Origin of the sequence: Bradyrhizobium ivorense, from assembly GCF_900696085.1 — a bacterium.
Classification (GTDB): domain Bacteria; phylum Pseudomonadota; class Alphaproteobacteria; order Rhizobiales; family Xanthobacteraceae; genus Bradyrhizobium; species Bradyrhizobium ivorense.
Genome location: NZ_CAADFC020000004.1, coordinates 1,558,577 through 1,581,120 on the forward strand (window position 1 = coordinate 1,558,577; position 22,544 = coordinate 1,581,120).

Here is a 22,544-nt window from a genome sequence, read left to right on the forward strand (position 1 = left end):
GAATGTCCCCGCCACCATCGATAGATTGCCGCCCGTTTCGAACCGCCGAGCAAGCTTTCAAGGGAACAAGCCTTGTCCAAATCAGCCTCCCGTGCCCGCCTCGCCGAGATCATCCGCAAGCGCTCGTTCGGCCGCGGCGAGATCACGTTGGCGTCGGGCCGCAAGAGCGACTTCTATTTCAACCTGAAGCCGACCATGCTCGATCCCGAGGGCGCCGCGCTGCTCGCCGAACTGACCTACGAGGCGCTGAAGGACGACAAGCTCGATTTCGTCGGCGGCCTCGAGATGGGCGCGGTGCCGCTGGCCGGCGCGATCGCGCAGCTCTCCTGGCTGAAGGGTCACCCGATCGCGGCGTTCTTCGTGCGCAAGAAGCCGAAGGAGCACGGCGCGCGGCTCGCAGTGGAAGGGCTCGCCAAGGGCGAGACGCTCGCAGGCAAGCGCATCGTGATCGTCGAGGACGTCACCACCACCGGCGGCTCGGCGCTGAAGGCGGTGGAAGCGGTGCGCGAGGCCGGCGGCGAGATCGCGCTGGTGTTCACCATGGTTGACCGCGAGGAAGGCGCCACCGAGACGTTTGCGGAGGCCGGGCTGCCGTTCCGCGCGCTGTACAAGGCGGGCGAGTTTTTGAAGGGCTGACGGTCTCTCCTCCCCCTCTCCCCTTCCTTCACGGGGAGAGGGTCGGGGTGAGGGGCTTCTCTCCGCGCACCAGACTCGCGGAGAGTCCCCCTCACCCGGATCGCATCTTGCGATGCGATCCGGCCTCTCCCCGCAGGCGGGGAGAGGCGAAGGAACCCGCCGTCTCCTCTCTCCTTCGCAATCCCCCAATCAATCGCTCGTTTACCATCCCGCACTATGGTGAATCTGCTGCGGCAGCTGTGGCCGCGGCGTGGCGCGTCGGGTGGAGTTGGCGTTGCGTACAGAGTTGAGTGATCGGCGCGTGCGGCGCCGCGTGATGCTGGCTGCCGCAATGCTTGCGGGCTCCGTCATGGTCGCGCCCGCGCCCGTCTCGGCCGAAGGGCTGTTCGATTTCTTCTTCGGCGGCGCGCAGAAGCAGCAGAGCCGCCAGGCCCCGCCGCAGGCCAATTTCTTCGCCGATCCGTTCGGCAATACCCAGCAGCCGGAACGGCCGGCCGCGCCGGTGGCGCGCGTTGCAGGCTCCGGGCCGGCGTTCTGCGTGCGCACCTGCGACGGCAAGTATTTTCCGCTGACCATGCGCGGCAACGCCACGCCGGTGCAGATGTGCCAGGCGTTCTGCCCGGCCAGCGCGACCAAGGTCTATTACGGCAGCAGCATCGACAGCGCCTCGTCCAACACCGGCGGACGCTATGCCGACAGTGAAAACGCCTATGCCTATCGCAAGGAACTGCGCGCCGACTGCACCTGCAACGGGCGCGATCCGGCAGGGCTCGCGCCGGTCGATCTGGCGCTCGACACCTCGCTGCGCGCCGGCGATGTGATCGCGACCACCGACGGCCTCGTCGCCTATACCGGCATCCGCGTCGGCAACGAGCAGGCCTTCGACTTCACGCCGATCGCGTCCTATCCGGGCCTGACTTCCGAGATCCGCGCCCGTCTCGGCGAAATGAAGGTCGCCCCGGTCACCGCGGAGATCGACGGCGACGCGCCGCTGCCGGAAACAAGGCGGGACGTGGCGCCGTCACCGCCGGCCTCGGTGGTGCCGAAGACGTCGGTGGCAAAGCCTGCGAAGCGCGCCGAGGTGCATTGATCCAAATGCCAACGCGGTGTCATCCCCCGCGAAAGCGGGTGATCCAGTATTCCAGAGGCCGTCGTTATCGAGCCGAGAGGCCGCGGTGTACCGGATCGCCCGGTCCATGTGCGCAATTGCGCACAGGCCGGGCGATGACAGCCACGAAGCGGCCATTCGTGTCATCAACGATCAGCGCCCGACGATCACCCCGATCACGTTCGGCGCGGCCAGGTACTTGTCCTCGATCGCGGCGCGGGCGGCGGCGCGGTTCTCCGGATTGAGGATGCCGCGCTTCTCGGCGAGGATCATCCAGCAATAGCCCCACCAATCCGTCAGCATGCCGTGATCGTCGACCAGATCGTAGCCCTGCTCGGCGGCGAAGATGCGCGCATGCGCCTCGTCGAGCGAATCGAGCCAGGCGTGATCCTCCAGCGAGAACAGATCGTCGCTGAAATCATCCGTGGTGTAGCCCCAGATCGACATGCAGACCGCATTGAACTCGCGATCGAGCTGATCGTCATCGATCGGCTGGCGCCGCGACGCCTGGTGCAGCCGCGTCAGCGAGCGCGCGAAATCGGCAATCCGGGTGAGTGCGAACTGATCAAAGGCGATGGTGGACATGTAGTCCTCGCGGAGACTGAGAGGCCATAGATATTGTGTCGGCGGACGCGCCGAATCACAATGATATATCAAAGGCTTGCTAAAGTGTTCTTAATTCGTTCTGGATGGTTTATAAACCGTCGTCCCGGCGCCGGGACGACGCTGGATATGTTGCGTCGCTGGTCAGCCCGTCATCCTGAGGTGCGAGCCTCTTCGGCGAGCCTCGAAGGATGAACGGCCCGGCTGATGGCCGTCGACCCTTCGAGGGCCGCTGAAGAAGCGGCCACCTCAGGGTGACGGGTCGAGTAGCGCAGTTCTCCCCACGCGTCATCCCGGCGAAATTTTGCGGCAAGCGCGACGATTGTGGGAGCAGCCCCCCAAAAGCAATAAGGGCCGCTGAGTGATGTCAGCGGCCCGCTTGAAATAATGTCTTCGAGATGAAATGTGCCTGCCCCGCGCCGGCAGACACATCTCTAAACAACTCGTTAAACTCTGGAAATCCGTATCACCACGGTGTTTCCGGTGAATCTGGGAATGAGCGAACCAAGCCCATCGCTCACGCGTAATGGCGCCTGTGCTGGATCTGACGTCAGCCGATTTTGCGTGCGTCAGCTCGCGGCCGACAGCAGTTTGTCGCCGCAGGCGTTCGCATAGAACTTGCCGCCGCATTGCCGCTTGATGGCGGCGCAGCGCGCGGCGGGCGTGGCGTTTTGTGCGACGCTGAACCCGCAGGTGAGGCCGTCGGCGCTGCGGCCGGTCTTACCCGCCGCATAGGCGGCGCTGGTTGCGGTGATGCAGACCACGAGCAAGGTTGCGGCTGCGATCTCGATCAACAATCTCATCACGCCTCCTCTGCTGTCGCAAAGTCCGGCCTCGCGCTGATCGTAGCACCGGCGATGACGGTTCCGAAGCGCTCAAATCGGCCCGGTCTTTGCATAAATTTGCGGCAACGCCGTGCATGGCCGCATTTCGGATGGTTTCGATTGCCATGCAACGCGCGTATCATTGCGCCAGGGCATGGTCGGAAAAGGGTGGGCACCGGTTTTCCGAAAAGTTCCATGCTCCAGCGAAGGGATGGGATCATGCTGCGGCGATTCGCATCATGATCCCGAAGTCTGAATGGCAGGGATTGGGCGCGTTGCAGGAACAAACAAACTACCCGCTACTAAATCAGCCGATCGATGAACTGGCGCTGGGCGAGATCAAGAGCGCGATCCTCGCCAAGCTCAGGCTCGCGATCGGCAAGGACGCCGGCATGGCGACGCGGCGCGACTGGTACAAGGCGGCGGCGCTGGCGCTGCGCGACCGCATCGTGCACCACTGGCTGAGCACCGAGAAGGAGAGCTACGATGCCGGCGCCAAGCGCGTCTATTATCTCTCGCTCGAGTTCCTGATCGGCCGCCTGTTCACCGACGCGCTGAACAATATGGGGCTGCTGCCGGTGTTCGAGGCGGCGCTCGGCGATCTCGGCGTCGATCTGTCGGACCTGCGCAAATGCGAGCCGGATGCCGCGCTCGGCAATGGCGGCCTCGGACGCCTTGCGGCGTGCTTCATGGAGAGCATGGCGACGCTGGCGATCCCCGCGATCGGCTACGGCATCCGCTATGATTTCGGCCTGTTCCGCCAGATCATGAACCAGGGCTGGCAGCAGGAATATCCCGACGAGTGGCTGGCCTACGGCAACCCCTGGGAATTCCAGCGGCCGGAGGTGGTCTACAACGTCCATTTCGGCGGCCATGTCGAGCATGTCAACGACCGCGGCCGCGACCGCGCCACCTGGCATCCCGCGGAAACCATCGAGGCGATGGCCTACGACACGCCGATCGTCGGCTGGCGCGGCCAGCACGTCAATGCGCTCCGCCTGTGGTCGGCGCATGCGCCCGATCCGCTCAAGCTCGACGTCTTCAACACCGGCGACTACGTCTCGGCCAGCGCCGAACAGGCGCGCGCCGAAGCGATCTGCAAATTCCTGTATCCGAACGACGAGAGCGCGGCGGGCCGCGAATTGCGGCTGCGCCAGGAATATTTCTTCGTCTCGGCCTCGCTGCAGGACCTGGTGCACCGCCACCTCTCCTCCGACGGCGGCCTGCGCAACCTCGCGCAAAAGGCCGCGGTGCAGCTCAACGACACCCATCCGAGCCTTGCGGTCACCGAGCTGATGCGCATCCTGGTCGACCTGCACTCCTACCGCTGGGACGAGGCCTGGAAGATCACGGTCGCGACGTTCTCCTACACCAACCACACGCTGCTGCCGGAGGCGCTGGAGACCTGGCCGGTCGAATTGTTCGAGCGGCTGCTGCCGCGCCATCTCGAGATCATCTACCGCATCAACGTGCAGCACCTCGCGCTCGCCGAGGAGCGCTGCCCCGGCGACATCGAGTATCGCGCCTCGGTGTCGCTGATCGACGAGAAGAGCGGCCGCCGGGTGCGGATGGGCCAGCTCGCCTTCGTCGGCTCGCACCGCATCAACGGCGTCTCGGCGATGCATTCCGACCTGATGAAGGAGACCGTGTTCCACGATCTGCACCACCTCTATCCCGGGCGCATCACCAACAAGACCAACGGCATCACCTTCCGCCGCTGGCTGATGCTGGCCAATCCGCGCCTCACCGCGCTGCTGCGCGAGACCTGCGGCGAGGCCGTGCTCGACGATTTCTCGCTGCTGGAGCGACTCGAGAGCCACTCCAGCGACCTCGAATTCCAGAAGCGTTTTCGCGACGTCAAGCACCACAACAAGCTGGCGCTGGCCCGGCTGATCGGCGAGCGCAACCACGTCAAGCTCGATCCGTCGGCGCTGTTCGACGTGCAGATCAAGCGCATCCACGAATACAAGCGGCAGCTGCTCAACATTTTGGAGACGATCGCGCTCTACCACGCGATGAAGGACAACCCGCAGGCCAACTGGGTGCCGCGGGTGAAAATCTTCTCCGGCAAGGCGGCGGCGAGCTATCGCTATGCAAAGCTGATCATCAAGCTGATCAGCGACGTCGCCGAGGTCGTCAACAATGATGCTTCGCTGGGCGGCAAGCTGAAGGTCGCGTTCCTGGCCGACTACAATGTCAGCCTCGCCGAGGTGATCATCCCAGCCGCCGATCTCTCCGAGCAGATCTCGACCGCCGGCATGGAGGCCTCCGGCACCGGCAACATGAAGCTCGCGCTGAACGGCGCGCTGACCATCGGCACGCTCGACGGCGCCAATATCGAGATCCGCGACGCCGTCGGCGCGGAGAACATCGCGATCTTCGGCCTCGAGGCCGGCGACGTCATGGTCCGCCGCAAGCAGGGGCTGGACGCGAGCGACATCATCCGCAAATCGCCGCGGCTGGAGCGCGCGATCCGCGCCATCGAGAGCGGCGAGTTCTCGCCCGGCGATCCCGCCCGCTTCGCCTCGATCGGCCACGCGCTGCGCTATCTCGACCACTACATGGTCTCGGCCGATTTCGATTCCTATTACGAGGCGCAGCGCGGCATCGACGCGCGCTGGCAGGTGATCCCGGCCTGGACCCGCGCCAGCATCCTCAACGTCGCGCGGATGGCCTGGTTCTCCTCCGACCGCACCATCCGCGAATATGCCGAGGACATCTGGCACGTGCCGGTGCACCCGAGCGCGCCGCCGCTGATCGGCACGCGGCGCGAGGCGAAGGGATAATCCCGGGACGCGGAAATCGATTACGTCCGACGTCATTGAATTCGGGGCGCTCGCTCGCGATATTGCATGTCGAGCGTCATGCGAGCCAACGGGTCGGCGCGAAGCGCCGCCCGATGACAGGCTCAGCGAAGCAATCCATACCTTCACGCGTGGAAACATGGATTGCTTCGCTGCGCTCGCAATGACGGAGACACGACTTTCATTCGAGGAATTGATGCTCACCAAGACGCCACACCTTTTCGATGAAGCCACCGCCGTTACCGCCGGCGACAGCCGCTGGCAGGGGCGGACCAGCCCGGATTACTGGGCGTTCGTCGGGCCGTTCGGCGGCTGCACCGCGGCGACGATTTTGCGCGCGCTGATGCAGCATCCGCAGCGCGCCGGCGATCCGCTGGCGCTGACCGTGAATTATTGCGCGCCGGTCGCCGAGGGCGTGTTCGATCTCGATGTGCGGCTGGTGAAGGCCAACCGCTCGAGCCAGCACTGGTCGGTCGAGATGACGCAGGGCGGCGGCGAGGTGGCGACGCTCGCGACCGCGGTGTTCGCCGAGCGGCGGCCGTCATGGTCGCATCAGCCGACGGACTTCCCCGGCGCCAAGGCGTTCGAGGAACTCCGCCCGTATCCAAAGCTCGCGATGACCTGGACCAACCAATACGACTTCCGCTTCGACGAAGGCAGGCCGGATATCGGCGGCGCCGCGCTGAAAGAACCGGTGAGCCCGTACTCGAAGCTCTGGATGGCCGACCGCGTGCCGCGCAAGGTGGACGCGCTATCGTTGATGTCGATGTCGGACGCGTTCTTCGGCCGCATCTTCCACGCGCGCAACGAGCTGGTGCCGTTCGGCACGGTGTCGCTGACGACCTATTTCCATGCCGATGCGGCCGACCTCGCGGCCGAGGACACCACCCGCCTGGTCGCGGTCGCCGACGCCAAGACGTTCCACAAGAGCTATGGCGACCAGCACGGCGAATTGTGGTCGCCGTCCGGCCGCCTGCTCGCGACCACGACGCAGATCGCGTATTTCAAGGCGTAGGCGCAGCCGGCTATCCACAATGGCCTGATAGGATCGGATTGCCTATTTCAAGGGTTGAGGGAACATTGGCGCGTCGCTGCTGTTCCACACCCTTGGGAGCAATGCCGCATGTCCGAAGCCGACAACAACAGATCCTCACGGATCGCGCTGCTTGGCGTTCCGATCGAGATCGGCGCGGCGCAGGCCGGCCCGCTGATGGGACCGGACGCACTGCGCACCGCCGGGATCGCGCGGCTGCTCGAGCAGCTCGGTTTTCAGGTCGACGACCACGGCAACCTGGCGATCCCCGCGGTCGTCAACGACGGCCCGGTGCCGGCAAACACAAAGTTCTATGACGAGGTGAAGACCTGGACCCGCGCGCTGTCCGAGCGCGCCTACTGGCTGGCGCAGTCCGGCGCGATCCCGATCTTCATGGGCGGCGATCACTCGCTGTCGATGGGCTCGATCAACGGCGTCGCGCGCTACTGGCAGGAGCAGGGCCGGCCGCTGTTCGCGCTGTGGGTCGACGCCCACACCGACTACAACACGCCGGCCACCACCATCACCGGCAACATGCACGGCATGTCCGCGGCGTTCCTGTGCGGCGAGCCCGGGCTCGACGACCTGCTCGGCGGCTTGCCGCGCGCCAGCATCCCGCCGAGCCAGCTCGATGTGATCGGCGCGCGTTCGATCGATCCGCTGGAGCGCAAGCTGCTGCGGCAGCGCAACGTCTCGATCGCCGACATGCGGCAGATCGACGAGTTCGGCGTCGCGGTGCTGACCCGCCGCGTGATCGAGCGCGTGCGCGCCAAGAACGGCGTGCTGCACGTCTCGTTCGACGTCGACTTCCTCGATCCGGCGGTGGCGCCCGGCGTCGGCACCACGGTGCCGGGCGGCGCGACCTATCGCGAAGCCCATCTGATCATGGAGCTGCTGCACGACTCTGGATTGGTGCGCTCGCTCGACATCGTCGAGCTCAACCCGTTCCTCGACGAGCGCGGCCGCACCGCGCGCGTCGCGGTCGAATTGATCGGCAGCCTGTTCGGCTTGCAGATTACGGACAGACAGACGCCGAGCAACGCCGTGCTGCCGGGGATGGGGGAGTAGCGCGCTCGCTCTATCCCCGTCATCCTGAGGTGCGAGCCTCTTCGGCGAGCCTCGAAGGATGAATCGGCCTTAAAGCCGGGCCGTCGACCCTTCGAGGGCCGCTGAAGAAGCGGCCACCTCAGGGTGACGGTGATGGTTTGCTCAGCTTGCTCGGTGGTCATCACCCGGCTTGACCGGGTGATCCAGTATTCCAGAGACGCCGGTGATAGAAGCGAGGGGCCGCGGCGTACTGGATCGCCCGGTCAAGCCGGGCGATGACAACGGTAGATGAGGACAAAGCTTCACAAGCTCTCAGGGTGACGGATCGAGAGTTGGTTTCTCGAATGAAAAAGGCGGCCACACGGGCCGCCTTTTCAACCACGCAAATCAGGACGCGGCCTATTCGGCCGCCACTTTGACGTCCGGCGCGGCGGCGCGGACTTCGGCGTCGACCTGGGCTTCGAACTTGGCGAAATTCTTGGCGAACATGCCGACCAGCGCACGCGCGGTCTTGTCGAACTCGGCCTTGTCGGCCCAGGTCTTGATCGGATCGAGCAGATGCGGCTCGACGCCCGGCAGCGAGGTCGGCACCGCGAAGCCGAAATACCTGTCGGTGCGGAAGCTCGCATTGCGCAGGCTGCCGTCGAGCGCGGCGGTGAGCAGCGCGCGGGTCACCTTGATCGGCATGCGGCGGCCGGTGCCGTACTTGCCGCCGGTCCAGCCGGTGTTGACCAGCCAGCAATCGACATCGTGCTTGGCGATCAGCTCGCGCAGCATGTTGCCGTAGACCGAGGGATCGCGCGGCAGGAACGGCGAGCCGAAGCAGGTGGAGAATTCCGGCTGCGGCTCGTTGCCGAGGCCGCGCTCGGTGCCGGCGACCTTGGCGGTGTAGCCGGACAGGAAGTGATACATCGCCTGCGCCGGCGTCAGCTTGGCGATCGGCGGCATCACGCCGAAGGCGTCGGCGGCGAGCATCACCACGTTCTTCGGATGCGGCGCGCAGCCGGTGCGCGAGGCGTTCGGAATGAAGTCGAGCGGATAGGCCGAGCGGGTGTTCTCGGTCTTCGAGCCGTCGTCGAAATCGGGCACGCGGTCGTTCGCGCCGAGCACGACGTTCTCCAGCACCGCGCCGAAGCGCTTGCTGGCGGCGTAGATTTCCGGCTCGGCTTCGCCGGACAGCTTGATGCACTTGGCGTAGCAGCCGCCTTCGAAATTGAAGACGCCGTCCTCGCTCCAGCCGTGCTCATCGTCGCCGATCAGCGTGCGCTTGGGATCGGCCGACAGCGTGGTCTTGCCGGTGCCTGATAGCCCGAAGAAGATCGCGGTATCGCCGGCGGGCCCGACATTGGCCGAGCAATGCATCGGCATCACGCCCTTCTCGGGCAGGTAATAGTTCAGCGTGGTGAACACGCTCTTCTTCATCTCGCCGGCATATTGCGAGCCGCCGATCAGGACGATCTTGCGCGCGAAATCGATCGCGACGACGTTCTCCGAGCGCACGCCGTGACGCTTCGGATCGGCGCGGAAGCTCGGCAGGTCGATGATGGTCAGCTCTGGCACGAAGCTCGCGAGCTCCGACGTCTCGGGACGGATCAGGAGCGTGCGGATGAACAGCGAATGCCAGGCGAGCTCGGTGAAGACGCGCGTCTTGATGCGATGCTTGGGATCGGCGCCGCCGTAGAGATCCTGCGCGAACAGCGTCATGCCTTCGGCGTGCTTGAGGAAGTCGGCATGGAGCGTCGCGAACTGCTCCGAGGTGATCGACTGATTGCCCGCCCACCACATGTTCTTGTCGGTCAGGCCGTCGCGAACCGTGAACTTGTCCTTCGGGCTGCGGCCGGTGAACACACCGGTGTCCGCGCAAAGCGCGCCGTCGGCCGAGAGCACCGCTTCGCCATTGCGCAACGAATGCTCGTAGAGCTGGGGTGCGCCGTAGTTCCAATGCACGCCCTTGAGATTTTTTAAGCCGAATTTGTCGGCGCCGAAGGCACCGTTATGCACGCCCGTCTCTTGCACGAAGAACCTCCTCGAACCCGCGTATCCTTGTTCGCGCGAATGTCGCCAAACGCGCCCCGCCGCGGTGACCGTCTGTGGAATATAGCCTCTCGGCTCCGGTCCGGCGACCTAATAGTGGGGATCGCCGGGCTTGCCAAGCTAGTCGACTGGCTTTTGGTTGATTCCAAGGCAGCCACATCGTCATGTGCATATGCCGCAGCGCGGCAGCGTTTCGCCCTGCTTTCGCTTTCCTGTTGTTTTCAAAGGAGACGCGCGGCGTTTCGCCACCATACTCCCTGTCTACAGGGCGCTGCGATGCACAATCGGTGCCAGTCAGCGGGCCGCGCCCTCGCCGATCAGGGCGAACGGCGCCCAGAATGCCGGGTATGCATTTCGCGGCGACGATGTGTCGTTGAGATAGGCCAGCATGGCTTGGCGCAGCGCCTCGGCGCGACCGAGCATCGGATCGGCCTTCAAACGATCGAATGTCGATGTGGTCAGCCGCGTTGCGGCCTCCGAATCCACCGACCAGTGCGACACCAGCAATGCCCGCGCGCCGGCATAGAAGAACGACCGCGCCAGCCCCGAGAGGGCTTCGGCACCGGGCTTGTCGCCGGCTATCGTGTTGCACGCAGATAGCACCACCCAATCGGCGTTGAGCTTGAGCTGCGCGACCTCGCTTGCGGTCAGCAGGCCGTCGTCGAAAGCGGACGGCTGTTTTGGAATGCTCAAGACCAGAGAAGGTTCCGCAAGACCTTTCACATCGCCGGCGACAAGGCCGTGCGTCGCGAAATAGACGATGCCGTAATCGGCCAATTGCGCGCGTTTGACCGTGGTTTCGCTGGCGTCGGCGCCGAGATGGATGTCGGTAGTGGCTGCGCCGAGATCCTTTGCAACGGCATTCAACTCGTCGGCGGTATCAGGCAGTTGCGGCAGCGCCGCCGCAAGCCGCACGCGATCGACGCCGGCGCCCTGCCAGAAATCGGTGTAGGCCGAAGTGACCAGCGCACGCGAGGCCTGCTTGACGGCCGTGCGGTTGTCGCCGGCGCCTTCGAGCGACGGATTGAACAGGGGATCGCCGAAGCCGGTCAGTGGCTTGGTGCTCTGCTCCTTGCGCGCGAACACGCGCGAGGCCTTCAGGCTGGAGGCCGCCGGCAGGATCGAGACGGACTGCCGCTTCAACAGCCAGGCGGCGTCGCGATAGCCGGCAAAGGTTTCGGGAATCGCGGCCGGCGGCGGCGCGGTGACCAGCAAATGAAATGGTAGCGCTGTCAGCGATCCAACCGGCGCAACCAGCAGGCTGCGCTTGTCCTTGATGAGCGATTCCACCGGGCCGAGCAGCGCCGCATAGAGCTCGTTGGCCAGCGCCAGATCGAACAGGCCGGCCTTGCCGGTGGCGTCCTGCGCCTTGCCGATGTCGAGGCCGCGGCGAAACGCAGCAACCTTCGCCGACAATGCGCCGGCGCCGAGCGGAATGGATGTCCAATCGACGCCATCGCGGGTCAGCGCGAACACAAAGCTTTCCTTCTCGGCGACCGCGAACAGCACCATGGCCTCGTCGGCGGCAAGCAGCGACTGGATCTCCTTTGCGGTCATCGGCAGCGGATTCGACAGCGCGGCATAGTCGGGGAATTCGCTGGCAAACGTCTTTTGCAGGCTGGCGCGTTCGGCAGCGATCGCGGCGAGCCGCGCGCGGCTTTTCGCCTCGGCGGCCGCATCGCGTTTGGCGCGATCCTTCGACACCGCCGACAGCAGCGACTTGTCGAGCGCCTCGGCCTCGCTTGCGAGATCCTGATCGCGGCGAACCAGTTGCGCGAGCCGATCGGTGCCGGCGGCCAGCCGCACCGCAAGCTTGTTCACCGCCGACGCCGCCGATGATTGCGTGGCGCGCTGCACCACGTTGAGCGCATCGTCGAGCGCCTTCTCGCTCGGCAGCAGTTGCTGACGCTGCGCGGCCAGCAGCACCGGCAGCGCGACGCGGAGCTGCATGCGGCCGCTTGCGATCGTGGTCTGCACGATCGGCAGCGCATCCTTGGTGTGGCCTTCGGCCTGGTAGAGCGAGGCGAGGTTGTTGAGCGATATCGCAAGATCGGGATGATCGGGCCCGAGCGCGGCTTGCCGGATCGCGACGGCGCGCTGATACAGCGGCTCGGCGTCCGTATAGCGGCCCTGGCGTTCGTAGAGATCGGCAAGGTTGTTGAGCGAGCGCGCGACGTCGGGATGCTCACGCCCCAAAACCTTCTCGCGGATCGCAAGCGAACGCCGGATCAGCGGTTCGGCCTCCGCGTAGCGGCCCTGCACCTTCTCGACCTGGCCGAGATTGTTGAGCAGCGTCGCGACCGCGGGATGCTCGCGGCCGGCGGCCTTCTCGTAGATCGCCAGCGCCCGCTTGAACAACGGCTCGGAATCCTCATGGCGGTCGAGCTTTTCGTAGAGCGTGGCGAGATTGTTGATCGATTGGCCGAGATCGGGATGGTTCGGCCCGAGCGCCTTCTCGCGGATCGCAAGCGCGCGCCTGAACAGCGGCTCGGCGTCGGCATAGCGCTGCTGGCGCTGATAGAGCGCGGCGAGATTGTTCAACTCCGGCGCCGCCTCGGCGGAGTTGAGGCCGGACACCTTGTCGAGAATCGCGATGGCGCGCTTGAGCAGCGGCTCCGCCTCGGCGTCGCGGCCCTGCTCGCCATAGAGCTGGGCGAGATTGTTCAGCGCCGCCGCGACGTCGCGATTGTCGGGGCCGTATTTCTTCTCGAGACTATCGAGCTGGCCCTGCGCCAGCGGCACGGCTTCGGCATATTTGCCGGCGCGGCTGAGCGCGTTGATTTTAGCGCTCAGCGCAGCGACGCCTTCCGCGAACGCCGGCGCACTCAGGCCGGTACTTGCGGCAAGCGCGAGCCACGCCGCGACGACCAGATGAATGCCTGACTTCATGAGCCTCGCTCCGCCGCATCACCGATCGCGCAAGGAGCAGTGGTCGTGCGACATGATGCCTCGCTGCGCTGCCAAGGGTCTGCCATGGGTCGCGGCAGCGACAATGTCCGTTCAAGGCCTGGAAGATTTGTCGCGATCGGTGATCGCTACGTCTTGGCGCGCGCCTCACCGGCGAGCCGGACCAGCATCTTGCGCAGCGACGTGCCATCGGTGACGCGCTCGGGAAAATCCAGCCGCAGCGTCTTGCGGCCGGCCTGCAGGTCGATGCCGTCGGGGTCGCAGCCGGTTGTGATCCAGTCCGCACTCTCGGCGCCGAGCAGGCGGGTGGCATAGAGGTTCATCGCCTCGCGGTGGTCCTCGTTCATATGCGCGACCGCGCCCGCCTCAGCCTCCAGCAGCGGCTCGGCATCGCTCAGATCGGTCAGGAACTGTGCAGGGCTGAGGTCGACGATGCGGCCGAACCCGGCGACCAGGTGGGCGCCGCTCGGCCGCACCTGAAAAAACGAAAAATCCTTAAATTCAACAAAGGCTTCCGCTGATGGATGGGCCGCGAGGTAGCGCCGGCGAACGAGTTCCCGCTCAGCCTCCACAACCTCCTCCGCCCGCCCCGCCAGCATGATCCGGGCGCCTTCCAGCGGATCGCCCTCGGCGCGCTCGTCCAGCATCAGCGACACCCGGCCGTCGGCCAGGATGTTCCGGGTGTGCAGAGCCAGCCGCGAAATCAGCAGAATCGGGGCGCCGTCCGGATGGCTGGCCAGATTGACCAGCGAACAATAGGGATCGCCGCTGCCGGTCATCAGGGTGGCGAGCGCCCCCTGGCGGCTGCGGCGGAGCAGCGAGCGGGCGAGGTGAGCGGAGTCGAAATCGGCGGTCGGTTGCATGGGAGGCCTGTTGGGTCAGTTTAATTGCGGAACCCGCCGCTTTGCGATGAAAAAGGGCCTTTTCTCGTGGTCTCAGGGTGCTATATGGGGTCCATCGCATGGGACGCAGAAGCAGTTTTTGCGGAACTCGGTCACACTTCAGCCCAGCTTGCATTGCTCGGTTGACCACGTTCGAAGCCCATTTTGACGGCGCGTCGCTTGGAATGCCCGCCGTTTAAGCCACTCTCATTGTGAAAGCAGCTCATGCCCACAATCGCCTTGGTCGACGACGACCGCAACATTCTCACTTCCGTCTCGATCGCGCTCGAAGCCGAAGGCTATCGCATCATGACCTACACGGATGGTGCATCGGCGCTGGATGGATTTCGAACGTCGCCGCCCGACCTCGCGATCCTCGATATCAAGATGCCACGGATGGACGGCATGGAGACGCTGCGGCGGCTGCGCCAGAAGTCCGACCTGCCGGTGATTTTCCTGACCTCCAAGGATGAAGAGATCGACGAGCTGTTCGGCCTGAAAATGGGCGCCGACGATTTCATCCGCAAGCCGTTCTCGCAGCGCCTGCTGGTCGAACGCGTCAAGGCCGTGCTCCGCCGCGGCCAGCCGAAGGATCCGACCGCGCCGCCGAAGGAGCCGGACGCCCGCGCGCTCGACCGCGGCCTGCTGCGGATGGACCCGGAGCGCCACACCTGCACCTGGAAGAACGAGCCGGTGACGCTGACGGTGACCGAGTTCTTGATCCTGCAGGCGCTGGCGACGCGGCCCGGCGTGGTGAAGAGCCGCAACGCGCTGATGGACGCCGCCTATGACGACCAAGTCTATGTCGACGACCGCACCATCGACAGCCACATCAAGCGGCTGCGCAAGAAGTTCAAGGTCGTGGACGACGAGTTCGAGATGATCGAGACGCTGTACGGCGTCGGCTATCGCTTCAAGGAAGCCTGATCTGCGCTAATGGGGCGGTTTGTTAACTGACAGCGTCCGCGCGGCTGGGATAAGCTCTCGCGGACGCCTGCTTCGCGGGGCAACCTCCAATCCAACCGGCAGTCTTGCCAGTGCTTGATCGAACGCAGCCCGAGCCTGGACTGAACAACGGGGACGCGTCACAGCTCCTCGAACAGGACCTCGTCGCCGACGATGCAGCGGCGCGGGACAAAGGCTGGCGGCGTCCGCTGAGCTGGCTGCGCCGCGCCGGCCAGTTCTTCTTCGCACTGTCGTTCTCGAGCCTGACGCGCCGCATCGTCTCGCTCAATCTGGCCGGCCTCGTCGCGCTGGTCGCCAGCATCCTCTATCTCTCGCAGTTCCGGCAGGGCCTGATCGAGGCCCGCACCCAGAGCCTGCTGGTCTATGCCGAGATCATCTCGGAGGCGATCGCAGCCTCGGCGACGGTCGAAGGCAATACCGTCACCATCGATCCCGACCGCCTGCTCGACCTGAAGCCCGGCGAGAGCTTTGGCCAGCCGGACGAATCGGCCGATTTCCCGATCAATCCCGAGCGCGTCGCGCCGGTGCTGCGCCGGCTGATCGCGCCGACCAAGACGCGGGCCCGCATCTTCGACCGCGACGGCGGGCTGATCCTCGACAGCCGCAATCTGTTTGCCCGCGGCGACGTGCTGCGCTTCGAGCTGCCGCCGCCGTCGGAGAAGCCGTCGCTGTACGAAAAGACCAAGATCGCGATCAAGACCTGGTTCAACCGCGGCGACCTGCCGGTCTACCGCGAACTCGGTCCCGAAGGCGGCAAGGGCTATCCCGAAGTCGCCCAGTCGCTCGAGGGCATGAAGAGCAGCATGGTCCGCGTCACCGAGCGCGGCGCGGTCGTGGTGTCGGTCGCAGTGCCGGTGCAGCATTTCCGCGCGGTGCGCGGCGCGCTGATGCTGACCACCCAAGGTGACGACATCGACCAGCTGGTGCTGTCCGAGCGTCTCGCCATCCTCAAGGTCGGCGGCGTCGCGTCCGCGGTCATGATCATGCTGTCGCTGCTCCTGGCGAGCACGATTGCGGGCCCGGTGCGGCGGCTCGCCTACGGCGCCGAGCGCGTCCGCCACCGCATCCAGACCCGCGTCGAAATTCCCGACTTCACCGGGCGCCGCGACGAGATCGGCCATCTGTCCGGCGCGCTGCGCGACATGACCAACGCGCTGTACAGCCGCATCGAGGCGATCGAGATGTTCGCCGCCGACGTCGCCCACGAGCTGAAGAACCCGCTGACCTCGCTGCGCTCCGCGGTCGAGACGCTGCCGCTGGCGCGCAACGAGAACAGCCGCGCGCGGCTGCTCGCCGTGATCGAGCACGACGTCCAGCGGCTCGACCGCCTGATCTCCGACATCTCGGACGCCAGCCGGCTCGACGCCGAGTTGCAGCGCCAAGACATGGCGCCGGTCGATCTGCGCCGGCTGTTGACGACACTGACCGGCGTCGCCAACGAGACCCGGCTCGGCCACGACGTCGCCGTCGAGGCCCGCTTCGAGGGCCGCGGACCGACCGACACGCTGTCGGTGCCCGGCCATGATTCACGGCTCGGCCAGGTGATCTCGAACCTGCTGTCGAATGCGCAGTCGTTCTCCAAGCCCGGCGACAAGGTGCGCATCGTCTGCCGCCGCGTCCGCGGCGAGGTCGAGATCGTGGTCGACGATGACGGCCCCGGCATCGGCGAGGATGCGCTGGAGCGGATCTTCGAGCGCTTCTACACCGACCGGCCGCACCAGGGCTTTGGCCAGAACTCGGGCCTCGGCCTTTCGATCTCCAAGCAGATCATCGAAGCGCATGGCGGGCGGATCTGGGCCGAGAACCGCTTTGGCGCAGCGGACGAGGACGGCAAGCCCACGATCGCCGGCGCGCGATTCGTGGTCCGGCTGCCTTCGCTATGAGCGACAATTCAAGCGTGCACGCATCCGCCGTCCTAGTTGGCGAACGGGCCGTGCTGATCCGGGGCCCCTCGGGGGCCGGCAAGTCCCGTCTGGCGTTCGATCTGATTCTCGCCGGGCGCACCGGACAGCTTCCGCAGGCCATTTTGGTGGGGGACGACCGTGTCCATCTCGACACAGCCGGCGAACAATTGTGGGTCCGCCCGGCGCCGCAATTGGCCGGTCTGATCGAAATCCGGGGCCTCGGAATCCGCCATTGCCCGTTCGTGGCAGAGGCCATCGTCGGGCTCGTCGTCGATCTGGCCGCTGACGATGCAGAGCGGCTGCCTCCGCCGGAGGCACTCAAAATCAGCCTCAATGGTGTTTTGATACCGAGAATCCCGGTTTCCGCCGGTTTCCAACCCCTGCCGCTGGTTGTCGCAGCGCTGACGACAACTGAAAGTTCATGTTCCCGTAATCTTGCGGGCAATTGTGGGAAGGGAATTGGTAACCATATCACATCCACTATCGCGCCGGATTTAGTCGGCGCAGCCTCCCCTCTCTACCGCCAGGATCAGGGAGACTAGCCAAGATGCCCTCTTGCGCAGGGCCTCTGGATGGTCAAAGTGGCGCGTTCGTGCGGTGCACCAAAGAGCGCCCGCGAGGAGTTTCCGATGATTGGTCTAGTGCTGGTGACCCATGGGCGCCTTGCCGACGAGTTCAGAGCGGCGCTCGAACACGTGATGGGTCCGCAGAAACAAATTGAAGCAATTACGATCGGAGCCGAGGACGACTCCGATCTCTGTCGAAGCGATATCATCGAAGCGGTGAATCGCGTCGACAGCGGCGATGGCGTCGCGATCCTCACCGACATGTTCGGCGGCACGCCGTCGAACCTTGCGATCTCCTGCATGAGCCGCCCGAAGGTGGAAGTGCTCGCGGGCATCAACCTTCCCATGCTGGTCAAGCTTGCCAAGGTCCGCGAGGAGCGCTCGCTGCCTGACGCGATCGCGATGGCCCAGGAAGCCGGCCGCAAATACGTCACCATCGCCAGCCGTGTTCTCGCAGGCAAATGAGCGGCGAGACCCCGGGCGCGAACGACGTCGGCCCGGGCGTGCCCGCGGATGCGATCTCCCGTGAACTCCTGATCGTCAACAAGCGCGGCCTGCACGCGCGGGCGTCGGCCAAGTTCGTCCAGATGGTCGAGCGCTTCGACGCCGAGGTCTGGGTCACCCGCGGCGGCGAGACCGTCGGCGGCACCTCGATCATGGGGCTGATGATGCTCGCCGCGGGTCCCGGCACCACGGTGGTGGTTTCCGCCAAGGGCGCCGAAGCCGAGCAGGCGCTGAACGCCATCGCCGAGTTGGTCGCGAGCAAGTTCAACGAAGAAGGCACCTAGGCGATTCTGAGGCCGCAAGCACGGTGCGCTCCCTCGCCCCGTTCTTACGGGGAGAGGGTTGGGGTGAGGGGCTCTCTCCGCGAGCAACGTGCTTGGATAGACCTGTACCCCCTCACCCGGATCGCATCGTTGATGCGATCCGACCTCTCCCCGCAAGCGGGCAGAGACAAGAGGCATCACTTCGCCGGCGGCACCAGATAGATCTTCCAGGCCGTCGACGGGCCGGGATGGCCGCCGAAGAAGCGCTGCGTGGTCATCACCAGTTGCTCGGCGCCCTTGGCGTGCTCCGCCATCCACGTCTCGCACGGCGTGATGTATTCCGGCTCCTTGGGATCGCAGATGCCGATGAAGCCGAGACGCTTGGCCTCGTCGAGCGAGGTCAGTCCCGACGACCACGCTTCGCCCGGCATGATCGCCGCGGGATGGTCGGGACTGTAGAACGTCATCGGCTCGGCGATGTCGGAGCGGGCGACCACGACCGCCCAGCGCGAATGGAATTTGCGTTGCCAGGTCTCGGTCAGCTCGCGCGCCAGCTCCGAGCGCGCGGCATAGGTCGAGGCGCCGGTGCGGTTCGACGCCACCTCCTGCGAGGCGATGCTCGGCGCGGCGATCAGCGTGACGATCGTGACCACGAACCAGATCGCGGTGATCGCGAACAGCGCCATGCGCGGCATCCGCAGCGTCGGGATCGCGATCAGGGCCAGCGGCACCAGGAAGAACAGCGGGATGCCCCAGTCGGTCTTGATGTAGACCGAGAACGCCAGCGCGCCGAGCGGCGGCCCGATGGCGACGATCAGCTGGATCAGCCAGATGTTGAGCGCCTGCGGCAGATTGACCGCCGGATTGGGCCCGCGCGACCAGATCCATGCCGGCGCGCCCGCCCGCGGCCAGCGCGCCAGCGCCACCGCCAGCAGCGCGATCAAGGCCAGCACCGCCGGCGCCGCGAGCAGCGCCAGATTGTGCCCGATATAGCCGGTGACGTGCTGGAGATTGAGCGCGCGGCTCGGCAGCGCGTAGACGTCGCCGGCATAGGTGAACGGCAGGAAGTTCACCTCCTCCAGCCACACCAGATGCGGGATCATCGCCACCGCCATCGTGCCGAGCGCAACCCATGGCGCCGGCGAGCGCAGGAAGGCGAGCCGCTGCGGATGAATCAGCGCGGCCAGCCCGATGGCGCCGATCACCGTCACCACCCAGTATTTGGTCATCAGCGCCAGCGCGCCGGCGAAGCCGAGCCACAGGCCGGATTTGACGGTGCGCTTCTCGAACGCGTTCAGATAGGCCAGCACCACGAGCGGCAGCGGCACCAGCTGCGCCAGGTCGGCGTTGTACTTGAAACCCTTGAAATTGAAGATCGGATAGAGCGCGAGCATCACCACCATGAAGAACGCGCGGCGATGGTCGACGACACGCCGCGCGATCAGCCAGCAGACCACCAGCGCGGAGCTCACGGTGGTCATCGCGAGCAGGTAGGTCGACCAGTTCGTGACCGGGAAAATCCTGAACCAGACGCCGGCGATCCAGCCCGACAGCGGCGGGTGCTTGCCATAGCCAAGCAGGAAGCGCTGGCCCCAGGCATAGGCCTCCGCGACGTCCATATGGACGTCCTGCGCGGCCTTGAGCTTGATCAGGATCAGCGTCCACAGCAGCGCGTGGAGCAGCGCGAAACCGACCACGAGCCACACGGCCGTGTTCGGATCGGTGGCGCGTGCGGCGAGCCACGCCGCGGTCCGGCGGACCGAGAGCTTGCGCTTGGCGCGGCGCGCGGCAGGGAGATAGGAGGCAGTCGACATGGTCTCTGGGTAGCGTGTTTTGAGGGCCCGCGAAATCAGCTTGGCGTGAGAAGGGCTCCAGCGCCTTCGGTCTGTCAGAGGTTGATCTTTCGGAAAAGGCGGCGCCGGGAACGCCTAGCAGAAACGTGACCGGAAATCATTACGGCGGCCGGCCGGAACGCCTCCGCGATTCGCCGTCATGCCCCTGCAAAATACTGCATTATGGTTGCCCGCGCGGGGCTGCGGATGCTATCCCGCGCCCATGACAACTGCCCCGATTTCCAACATCCGCAACTTCTCCATCGTCGCCCATATCGACCATGGCAAATCGACCCTGGCCGACCGCCTGATCCAGATGACGGGCGGCCTGTCGGATCGCGAAATGGCGGGCAAGGAGCAGGTGCTCGATTCCATGGATATCGAGCGCGAGCGCGGCATCACCATCAAGGCGCAGACCGTCCGCCTCAACTACCGCGCCAAGGACGGCAAGGATTACATCTTCAACCTGATGGACACGCCCGGCCATGTCGACTTCGCCTACGAGGTGTCGCGGTCGCTGGCGGCGTGCGAGGGTTCCCTGCTGGTGGTCGACGCCAGCCAGGGCGTCGAGGCGCAGACGCTCGCCAACGTCTACCAGGCGCTCGACAACAATCACGAGATCGTGCCGGTCCTGAACAAGGTCGACCTGCCCGCCGCCGAGCCCGAGAAGGTCAAGCAGCAGATCGAGGACGTGATCGGCATCGACGCCTCCGACGCCGTGATGATCTCGGCCAAGACCGGCGTCGGCGTGCCGGACGTGCTGGAAGCCATCGTCACCCGCCTGCCGCCGCCGAAGGGCGACCGCGACGCGACGCTCAAGGCGCTCCTGGTCGACAGCTGGTACGACGTCTATCTCGGCGTCGTCGTGCTGATCCGCGTCGTCGACGGCGTGATGAAGAAGGGCAGCCGCATCCGCATGATGGGCACCGGCGCCGCCTACGACATCGAGCGCGTCGGCTTCTTCACGCCGAAGATGGAGCAGGTCGAGGAGCTCGGCCCCGGCGAGATCGGCTTCATCACCGCCGCGATCAAGGAAGTCGCCGACACCCGGGTCGGCGACACCATCACCGACGACAGGAAGCCGATCAGCGAGATGCTGCCCGGCTTCAAGCCGGCGATCCCGGTGGTGTTCTGCGGCCTGTTCCCGGTCGACGCCAACGACTTCGAGACGCTGCGCGCGGCGATGGGCAAGCTCCGGCTTAACGATGCGAGCTTCTCCTACGAGATGGAAACCTCGGCCGCGCTCGGCTTCGGCTTCCGCTGCGGCTTCCTCGGGCTATTGCATCTGGAGATCATCCAGGAGCGGCTGTCGCGCGAGTTCGATCTCAACCTGATCGCGACCGCGCCGAGCGTAATCTACAAGATGAAGCTGACCGACGGCACCGAGCTCGAGATCCACAACCCGGTCGACATGCCCGACGTGGTCAAGATCGCCCAGATCGACGAGCCGTGGATCGAGGCCACGATCCTCACCCCCGACGAATATCTCGGCAGCGTCCTGAAACTGTGCCAGGACCGCCGCGGTGCGCAGAAGGAGCTGACTTACGTCGGCTCGCGCGCGATGGTGAAGTACGATCTGCCGCTCAACGAAGTGGTGTTCGATTTCTACGACCGCCTGAAGTCGGTCTCCAAGGGCTACGCCTCGTTCGACTATCATCTGACCGACTACAAGCCGGCCGACCTCGTCAAGATGCAGATCCTGGTCAACGCCGAGCCGGTCGACGCGCTGTCGATGCTGGTGCATCGCACCCGCGCCGAAGGCCGCGGCCGCGCCATGGTCGAGAAGATGAAGGAGCTGATCCCGCCGCACATGTTCCAGATCCCGATCCAGGCGGCGATCGGCGGCAAGGTGATCGCGCGCGAAACCGTCCGCGCGCTGCGCAAGGATGTCACCGCAAAATGCTACGGCGGCGACATCACCCGCAAACGCAAACTTCTGGAGAAGCAGAAGGAAGGCAAGAAGAAGATGCGGCAGTTCGGCAAGGTCGACATCCCGCAGGAAGCCTTCATTGCCGCGCTCAAGGTGGACAGCTGAGGCGCCGGTCGGCTTCCAGCTGAATCGCGAAAAACAACCCCATGCAAAGTAGCCGGCCCGCGTCGGCAAGGTGCTTGAATACCGCAACAGATATGTGACATGTCAGGCAAACAGCGGCATCCCGTCATGATGCCCGCTGCGTGGTGCCTCCTATTTCGCGTACCAAGCCCCACAACAGCGTATCGAGTTCACAAGCGTGAGCTGCTTAGTGGAAAGGCACGTTCGGTCATCCGAAGTTCTTGATTGGTGTTCTCGGATCGCGAGTCGGAGGTCGGAAATCCGCCCTTGACAGGCCTCAGAAAAAGAACAAAATAGGAACATTATTCAGACGATGGTTTTTCATGGCTCGCTACGGGTTTGCAGTATCTTCCAGTGTTGATTCGGTGGTTGGCGACGCGCGTACAAAGCAGGTCGTGCGTCTTCCTAGAAAATCGCCTAGCGTTCGACAACTTCGCCGATCCATTTGGATTATATGACCCCGTGATCGCAAATCGTGACCGAACGCTCCGTTTCCCTTGCAAAAGCCCATGAACAGCTAGCCTGGCCTGCCCCGGAGGATGTGCGTACTCCGAAAGGTTCAGGCGCGGGCGTCTTTGC

17 protein-coding genes are annotated in these 22,544 nt (G+C 65.2%); 11 read left to right on the plus strand and 6 right to left on the minus strand.

All coding sequences use genetic code 11. The features are described from left to right. The first annotated feature begins 72 nt into the window (after positions 1-72). Positions 73-636: an orotate phosphoribosyltransferase gene (gene pyrE, locus CI41S_RS08015; RefSeq protein WP_029082962.1), complete on the plus strand. Its 564-nt coding sequence runs from the start codon at positions 73-75 to the stop codon at positions 634-636. Between the two features lie 316 nt (positions 637-952). Then, the gene (locus CI41S_RS08020; protein WP_172627942.1) at positions 953-1,726 is read left to right on the plus strand and encodes a DUF2865 domain-containing protein; all 774 of its coding nucleotides are present in this window, start codon (positions 953-955) and stop codon (positions 1,724-1,726) included. A gap of 171 nt (positions 1,727-1,897) precedes the next feature. Here the strand turns inward: CI41S_RS08020 and CI41S_RS08025 are convergent, their stop codons facing one another. After that, on the minus strand, positions 1,898-2,329 hold the full coding sequence (locus CI41S_RS08025) for a hypothetical protein (protein WP_139479662.1): 432 nt from the start codon (positions 2,327-2,329) through the stop codon (positions 1,898-1,900). Positions 2,330-2,916: 587 nt separating this feature from the next. Further along, complete coding sequence (locus tag CI41S_RS08030; RefSeq protein WP_139479663.1) at positions 2,917-3,150, minus strand: hypothetical protein; 234 nt, start codon at positions 3,148-3,150, stop codon at positions 2,917-2,919. Positions 3,151-3,410: 260 nt separating this feature from the next. On the opposite strand from CI41S_RS08030, the gene CI41S_RS08035 reads away from it, so the two are divergent. The 3 genes from CI41S_RS08035 (at position 3,411) to rocF (ending at position 8,076) form a co-directional block, all read left to right on the plus strand. Further along, the gene (locus CI41S_RS08035; RefSeq protein ID WP_430650001.1) at positions 3,411-5,957 is read left to right on the plus strand and encodes a glycogen/starch/alpha-glucan phosphorylase; all 2,547 of its coding nucleotides are present in this window, start codon (positions 3,411-3,413) and stop codon (positions 5,955-5,957) included. Between the two features lie 214 nt (positions 5,958-6,171). Continuing rightward, the gene (locus CI41S_RS08040; RefSeq protein WP_139479665.1) at positions 6,172-6,990 is read left to right on the plus strand and encodes an acyl-CoA thioesterase; all 819 of its coding nucleotides are present in this window, start codon (positions 6,172-6,174) and stop codon (positions 6,988-6,990) included. A gap of 108 nt (positions 6,991-7,098) precedes the next feature. Beyond that, a complete protein-coding gene (gene rocF, locus CI41S_RS08045; protein ID WP_139858329.1) occupies positions 7,099-8,076 on the plus strand; it encodes an arginase in 978 nt (325 codons plus the stop codon). A 378-nt stretch (positions 8,077-8,454) separates the two neighbouring features. Here the strand turns inward: rocF and CI41S_RS08050 are convergent, their stop codons facing one another. The 3 genes from CI41S_RS08050 to CI41S_RS08060 form a co-directional block, all read right to left on the minus strand. Continuing rightward, the gene (locus CI41S_RS08050) at positions 8,455-10,071 is read right to left on the minus strand and encodes a phosphoenolpyruvate carboxykinase (protein ID WP_139479667.1); all 1,617 of its coding nucleotides are present in this window, start codon (positions 10,069-10,071) and stop codon (positions 8,455-8,457) included. A 312-nt stretch (positions 10,072-10,383) separates the two neighbouring features. Continuing rightward, positions 10,384-12,978, minus strand: coding sequence for a CHAT domain-containing tetratricopeptide repeat protein (locus CI41S_RS08055; protein WP_139858332.1), 2,595 nt, complete (start codon positions 12,976-12,978; stop codon positions 10,384-10,386). Positions 12,979-13,124: 146 nt separating this feature from the next. After that, the gene (locus tag CI41S_RS08060) at positions 13,125-13,859 is read right to left on the minus strand and encodes a HugZ family pyridoxamine 5'-phosphate oxidase (RefSeq protein WP_139858334.1); all 735 of its coding nucleotides are present in this window, start codon (positions 13,857-13,859) and stop codon (positions 13,125-13,127) included. Positions 13,860-14,102: 243 nt separating this feature from the next. Here CI41S_RS08060 and CI41S_RS08065 point away from each other — a divergent pair, with 243 nt between their 5' ends. The 5 genes from CI41S_RS08065 to CI41S_RS08085 all read left to right on the plus strand — a co-directional run bounded on the left by CI41S_RS08065 (position 14,103) and on the right by CI41S_RS08085 (position 18,101). After that, entirely contained in the window at positions 14,103-14,804 is a 702-nt protein-coding gene (locus CI41S_RS08065; RefSeq protein WP_139479670.1) for a response regulator transcription factor, read from the plus strand. A 110-nt stretch (positions 14,805-14,914) separates the two neighbouring features. Beyond that, a complete protein-coding gene (locus CI41S_RS08070; RefSeq protein ID WP_172627944.1) occupies positions 14,915-16,726 on the plus strand; it encodes a sensor histidine kinase in 1,812 nt (603 codons plus the stop codon). Beyond that, complete coding sequence (locus tag CI41S_RS08075; RefSeq protein WP_139858336.1) at positions 16,723-17,289, plus strand: HPr kinase/phosphorylase; 567 nt, start codon at positions 16,723-16,725, stop codon at positions 17,287-17,289. Before CI41S_RS08070 ends, CI41S_RS08075 begins: the two co-directional genes overlap by 4 nt. Before the next feature lie 87 nt (positions 17,290-17,376). Continuing rightward, positions 17,377-17,778 (plus strand): PTS sugar transporter subunit IIA, encoded by a 402-nt coding sequence (locus tag CI41S_RS08080; protein WP_021076632.1) that lies wholly within the window; start codon positions 17,377-17,379, stop codon positions 17,776-17,778. Next, positions 17,775-18,101, plus strand: coding sequence for an HPr family phosphocarrier protein (locus CI41S_RS08085; protein ID WP_139858338.1), 327 nt, complete (start codon positions 17,775-17,777; stop codon positions 18,099-18,101). The genes CI41S_RS08080 and CI41S_RS08085 overlap by 4 nt, the downstream gene beginning before the upstream one ends. 176 nt (positions 18,102-18,277) lie before the next feature. Here CI41S_RS08085 and CI41S_RS08090 read toward each other — a convergent pair whose 3' ends face one another. After that, positions 18,278-19,894, minus strand: coding sequence for a glycosyltransferase family 39 protein (locus CI41S_RS08090; RefSeq protein ID WP_139858340.1), 1,617 nt, complete (start codon positions 19,892-19,894; stop codon positions 18,278-18,280). 241 nt (positions 19,895-20,135) lie between these two features. Between CI41S_RS08090 and lepA the strand changes: the two genes are divergently transcribed. Next, on the plus strand, positions 20,136-21,947 hold the full coding sequence (gene lepA, locus CI41S_RS08095) for a translation elongation factor 4 (protein ID WP_139858342.1): 1,812 nt from the start codon (positions 20,136-20,138) through the stop codon (positions 21,945-21,947). Positions 21,948-22,544: the final 597 nt, after the last annotated feature.

Excerpts from the sequence above, each read along its gene's own strand:
- CI41S_RS08035 (WP_430650001.1), top strand. The coding sequence starts at position 3,411 with ATGATCCCGAAGTCTGAATGGCAGGGATTGGGCGCGTTGCAGGAACAA.
- CI41S_RS08085 (WP_139858338.1), top strand. The coding sequence starts at position 17,775 with ATGAGCGGCGAGACCCCGGGCGCGAACGACGTCGGCCCGGGCGTGCCC.
- CI41S_RS08060 (WP_139858334.1), bottom strand. The coding sequence starts at position 13,859 with ATGCAACCGACCGCCGATTTCGACTCCGCTCACCTCGCCCGCTCGCTG.
- CI41S_RS08055 (WP_139858332.1), bottom strand. The coding sequence starts at position 12,978 with ATGAAGTCAGGCATTCATCTGGTCGTCGCGGCGTGGCTCGCGCTTGCC.
- CI41S_RS08090 (WP_139858340.1), bottom strand. The coding sequence starts at position 19,894 with ATGTCGACTGCCTCCTATCTCCCTGCCGCGCGCCGCGCCAAGCGCAAG.
- CI41S_RS08040 (WP_139479665.1), top strand. The coding sequence starts at position 6,172 with ATGCTCACCAAGACGCCACACCTTTTCGATGAAGCCACCGCCGTTACC.
- CI41S_RS08080 (WP_021076632.1), top strand. The coding sequence starts at position 17,377 with ATGATTGGTCTAGTGCTGGTGACCCATGGGCGCCTTGCCGACGAGTTC.
- CI41S_RS08030 (WP_139479663.1), bottom strand. The coding sequence starts at position 3,150 with ATGAGATTGTTGATCGAGATCGCAGCCGCAACCTTGCTCGTGGTCTGC.
- lepA (WP_139858342.1), top strand. The coding sequence starts at position 20,136 with ATGACAACTGCCCCGATTTCCAACATCCGCAACTTCTCCATCGTCGCC.
- rocF (WP_139858329.1), top strand. The coding sequence starts at position 7,099 with ATGTCCGAAGCCGACAACAACAGATCCTCACGGATCGCGCTGCTTGGC.
- CI41S_RS08020 (WP_172627942.1), top strand. The coding sequence starts at position 953 with ATGCTGGCTGCCGCAATGCTTGCGGGCTCCGTCATGGTCGCGCCCGCG.
- CI41S_RS08065 (WP_139479670.1), top strand. The coding sequence starts at position 14,103 with ATGCCCACAATCGCCTTGGTCGACGACGACCGCAACATTCTCACTTCC.
- CI41S_RS08025 (WP_139479662.1), bottom strand. The coding sequence starts at position 2,329 with ATGTCCACCATCGCCTTTGATCAGTTCGCACTCACCCGGATTGCCGAT.
- CI41S_RS08075 (WP_139858336.1), top strand. The coding sequence starts at position 16,723 with ATGAGCGACAATTCAAGCGTGCACGCATCCGCCGTCCTAGTTGGCGAA.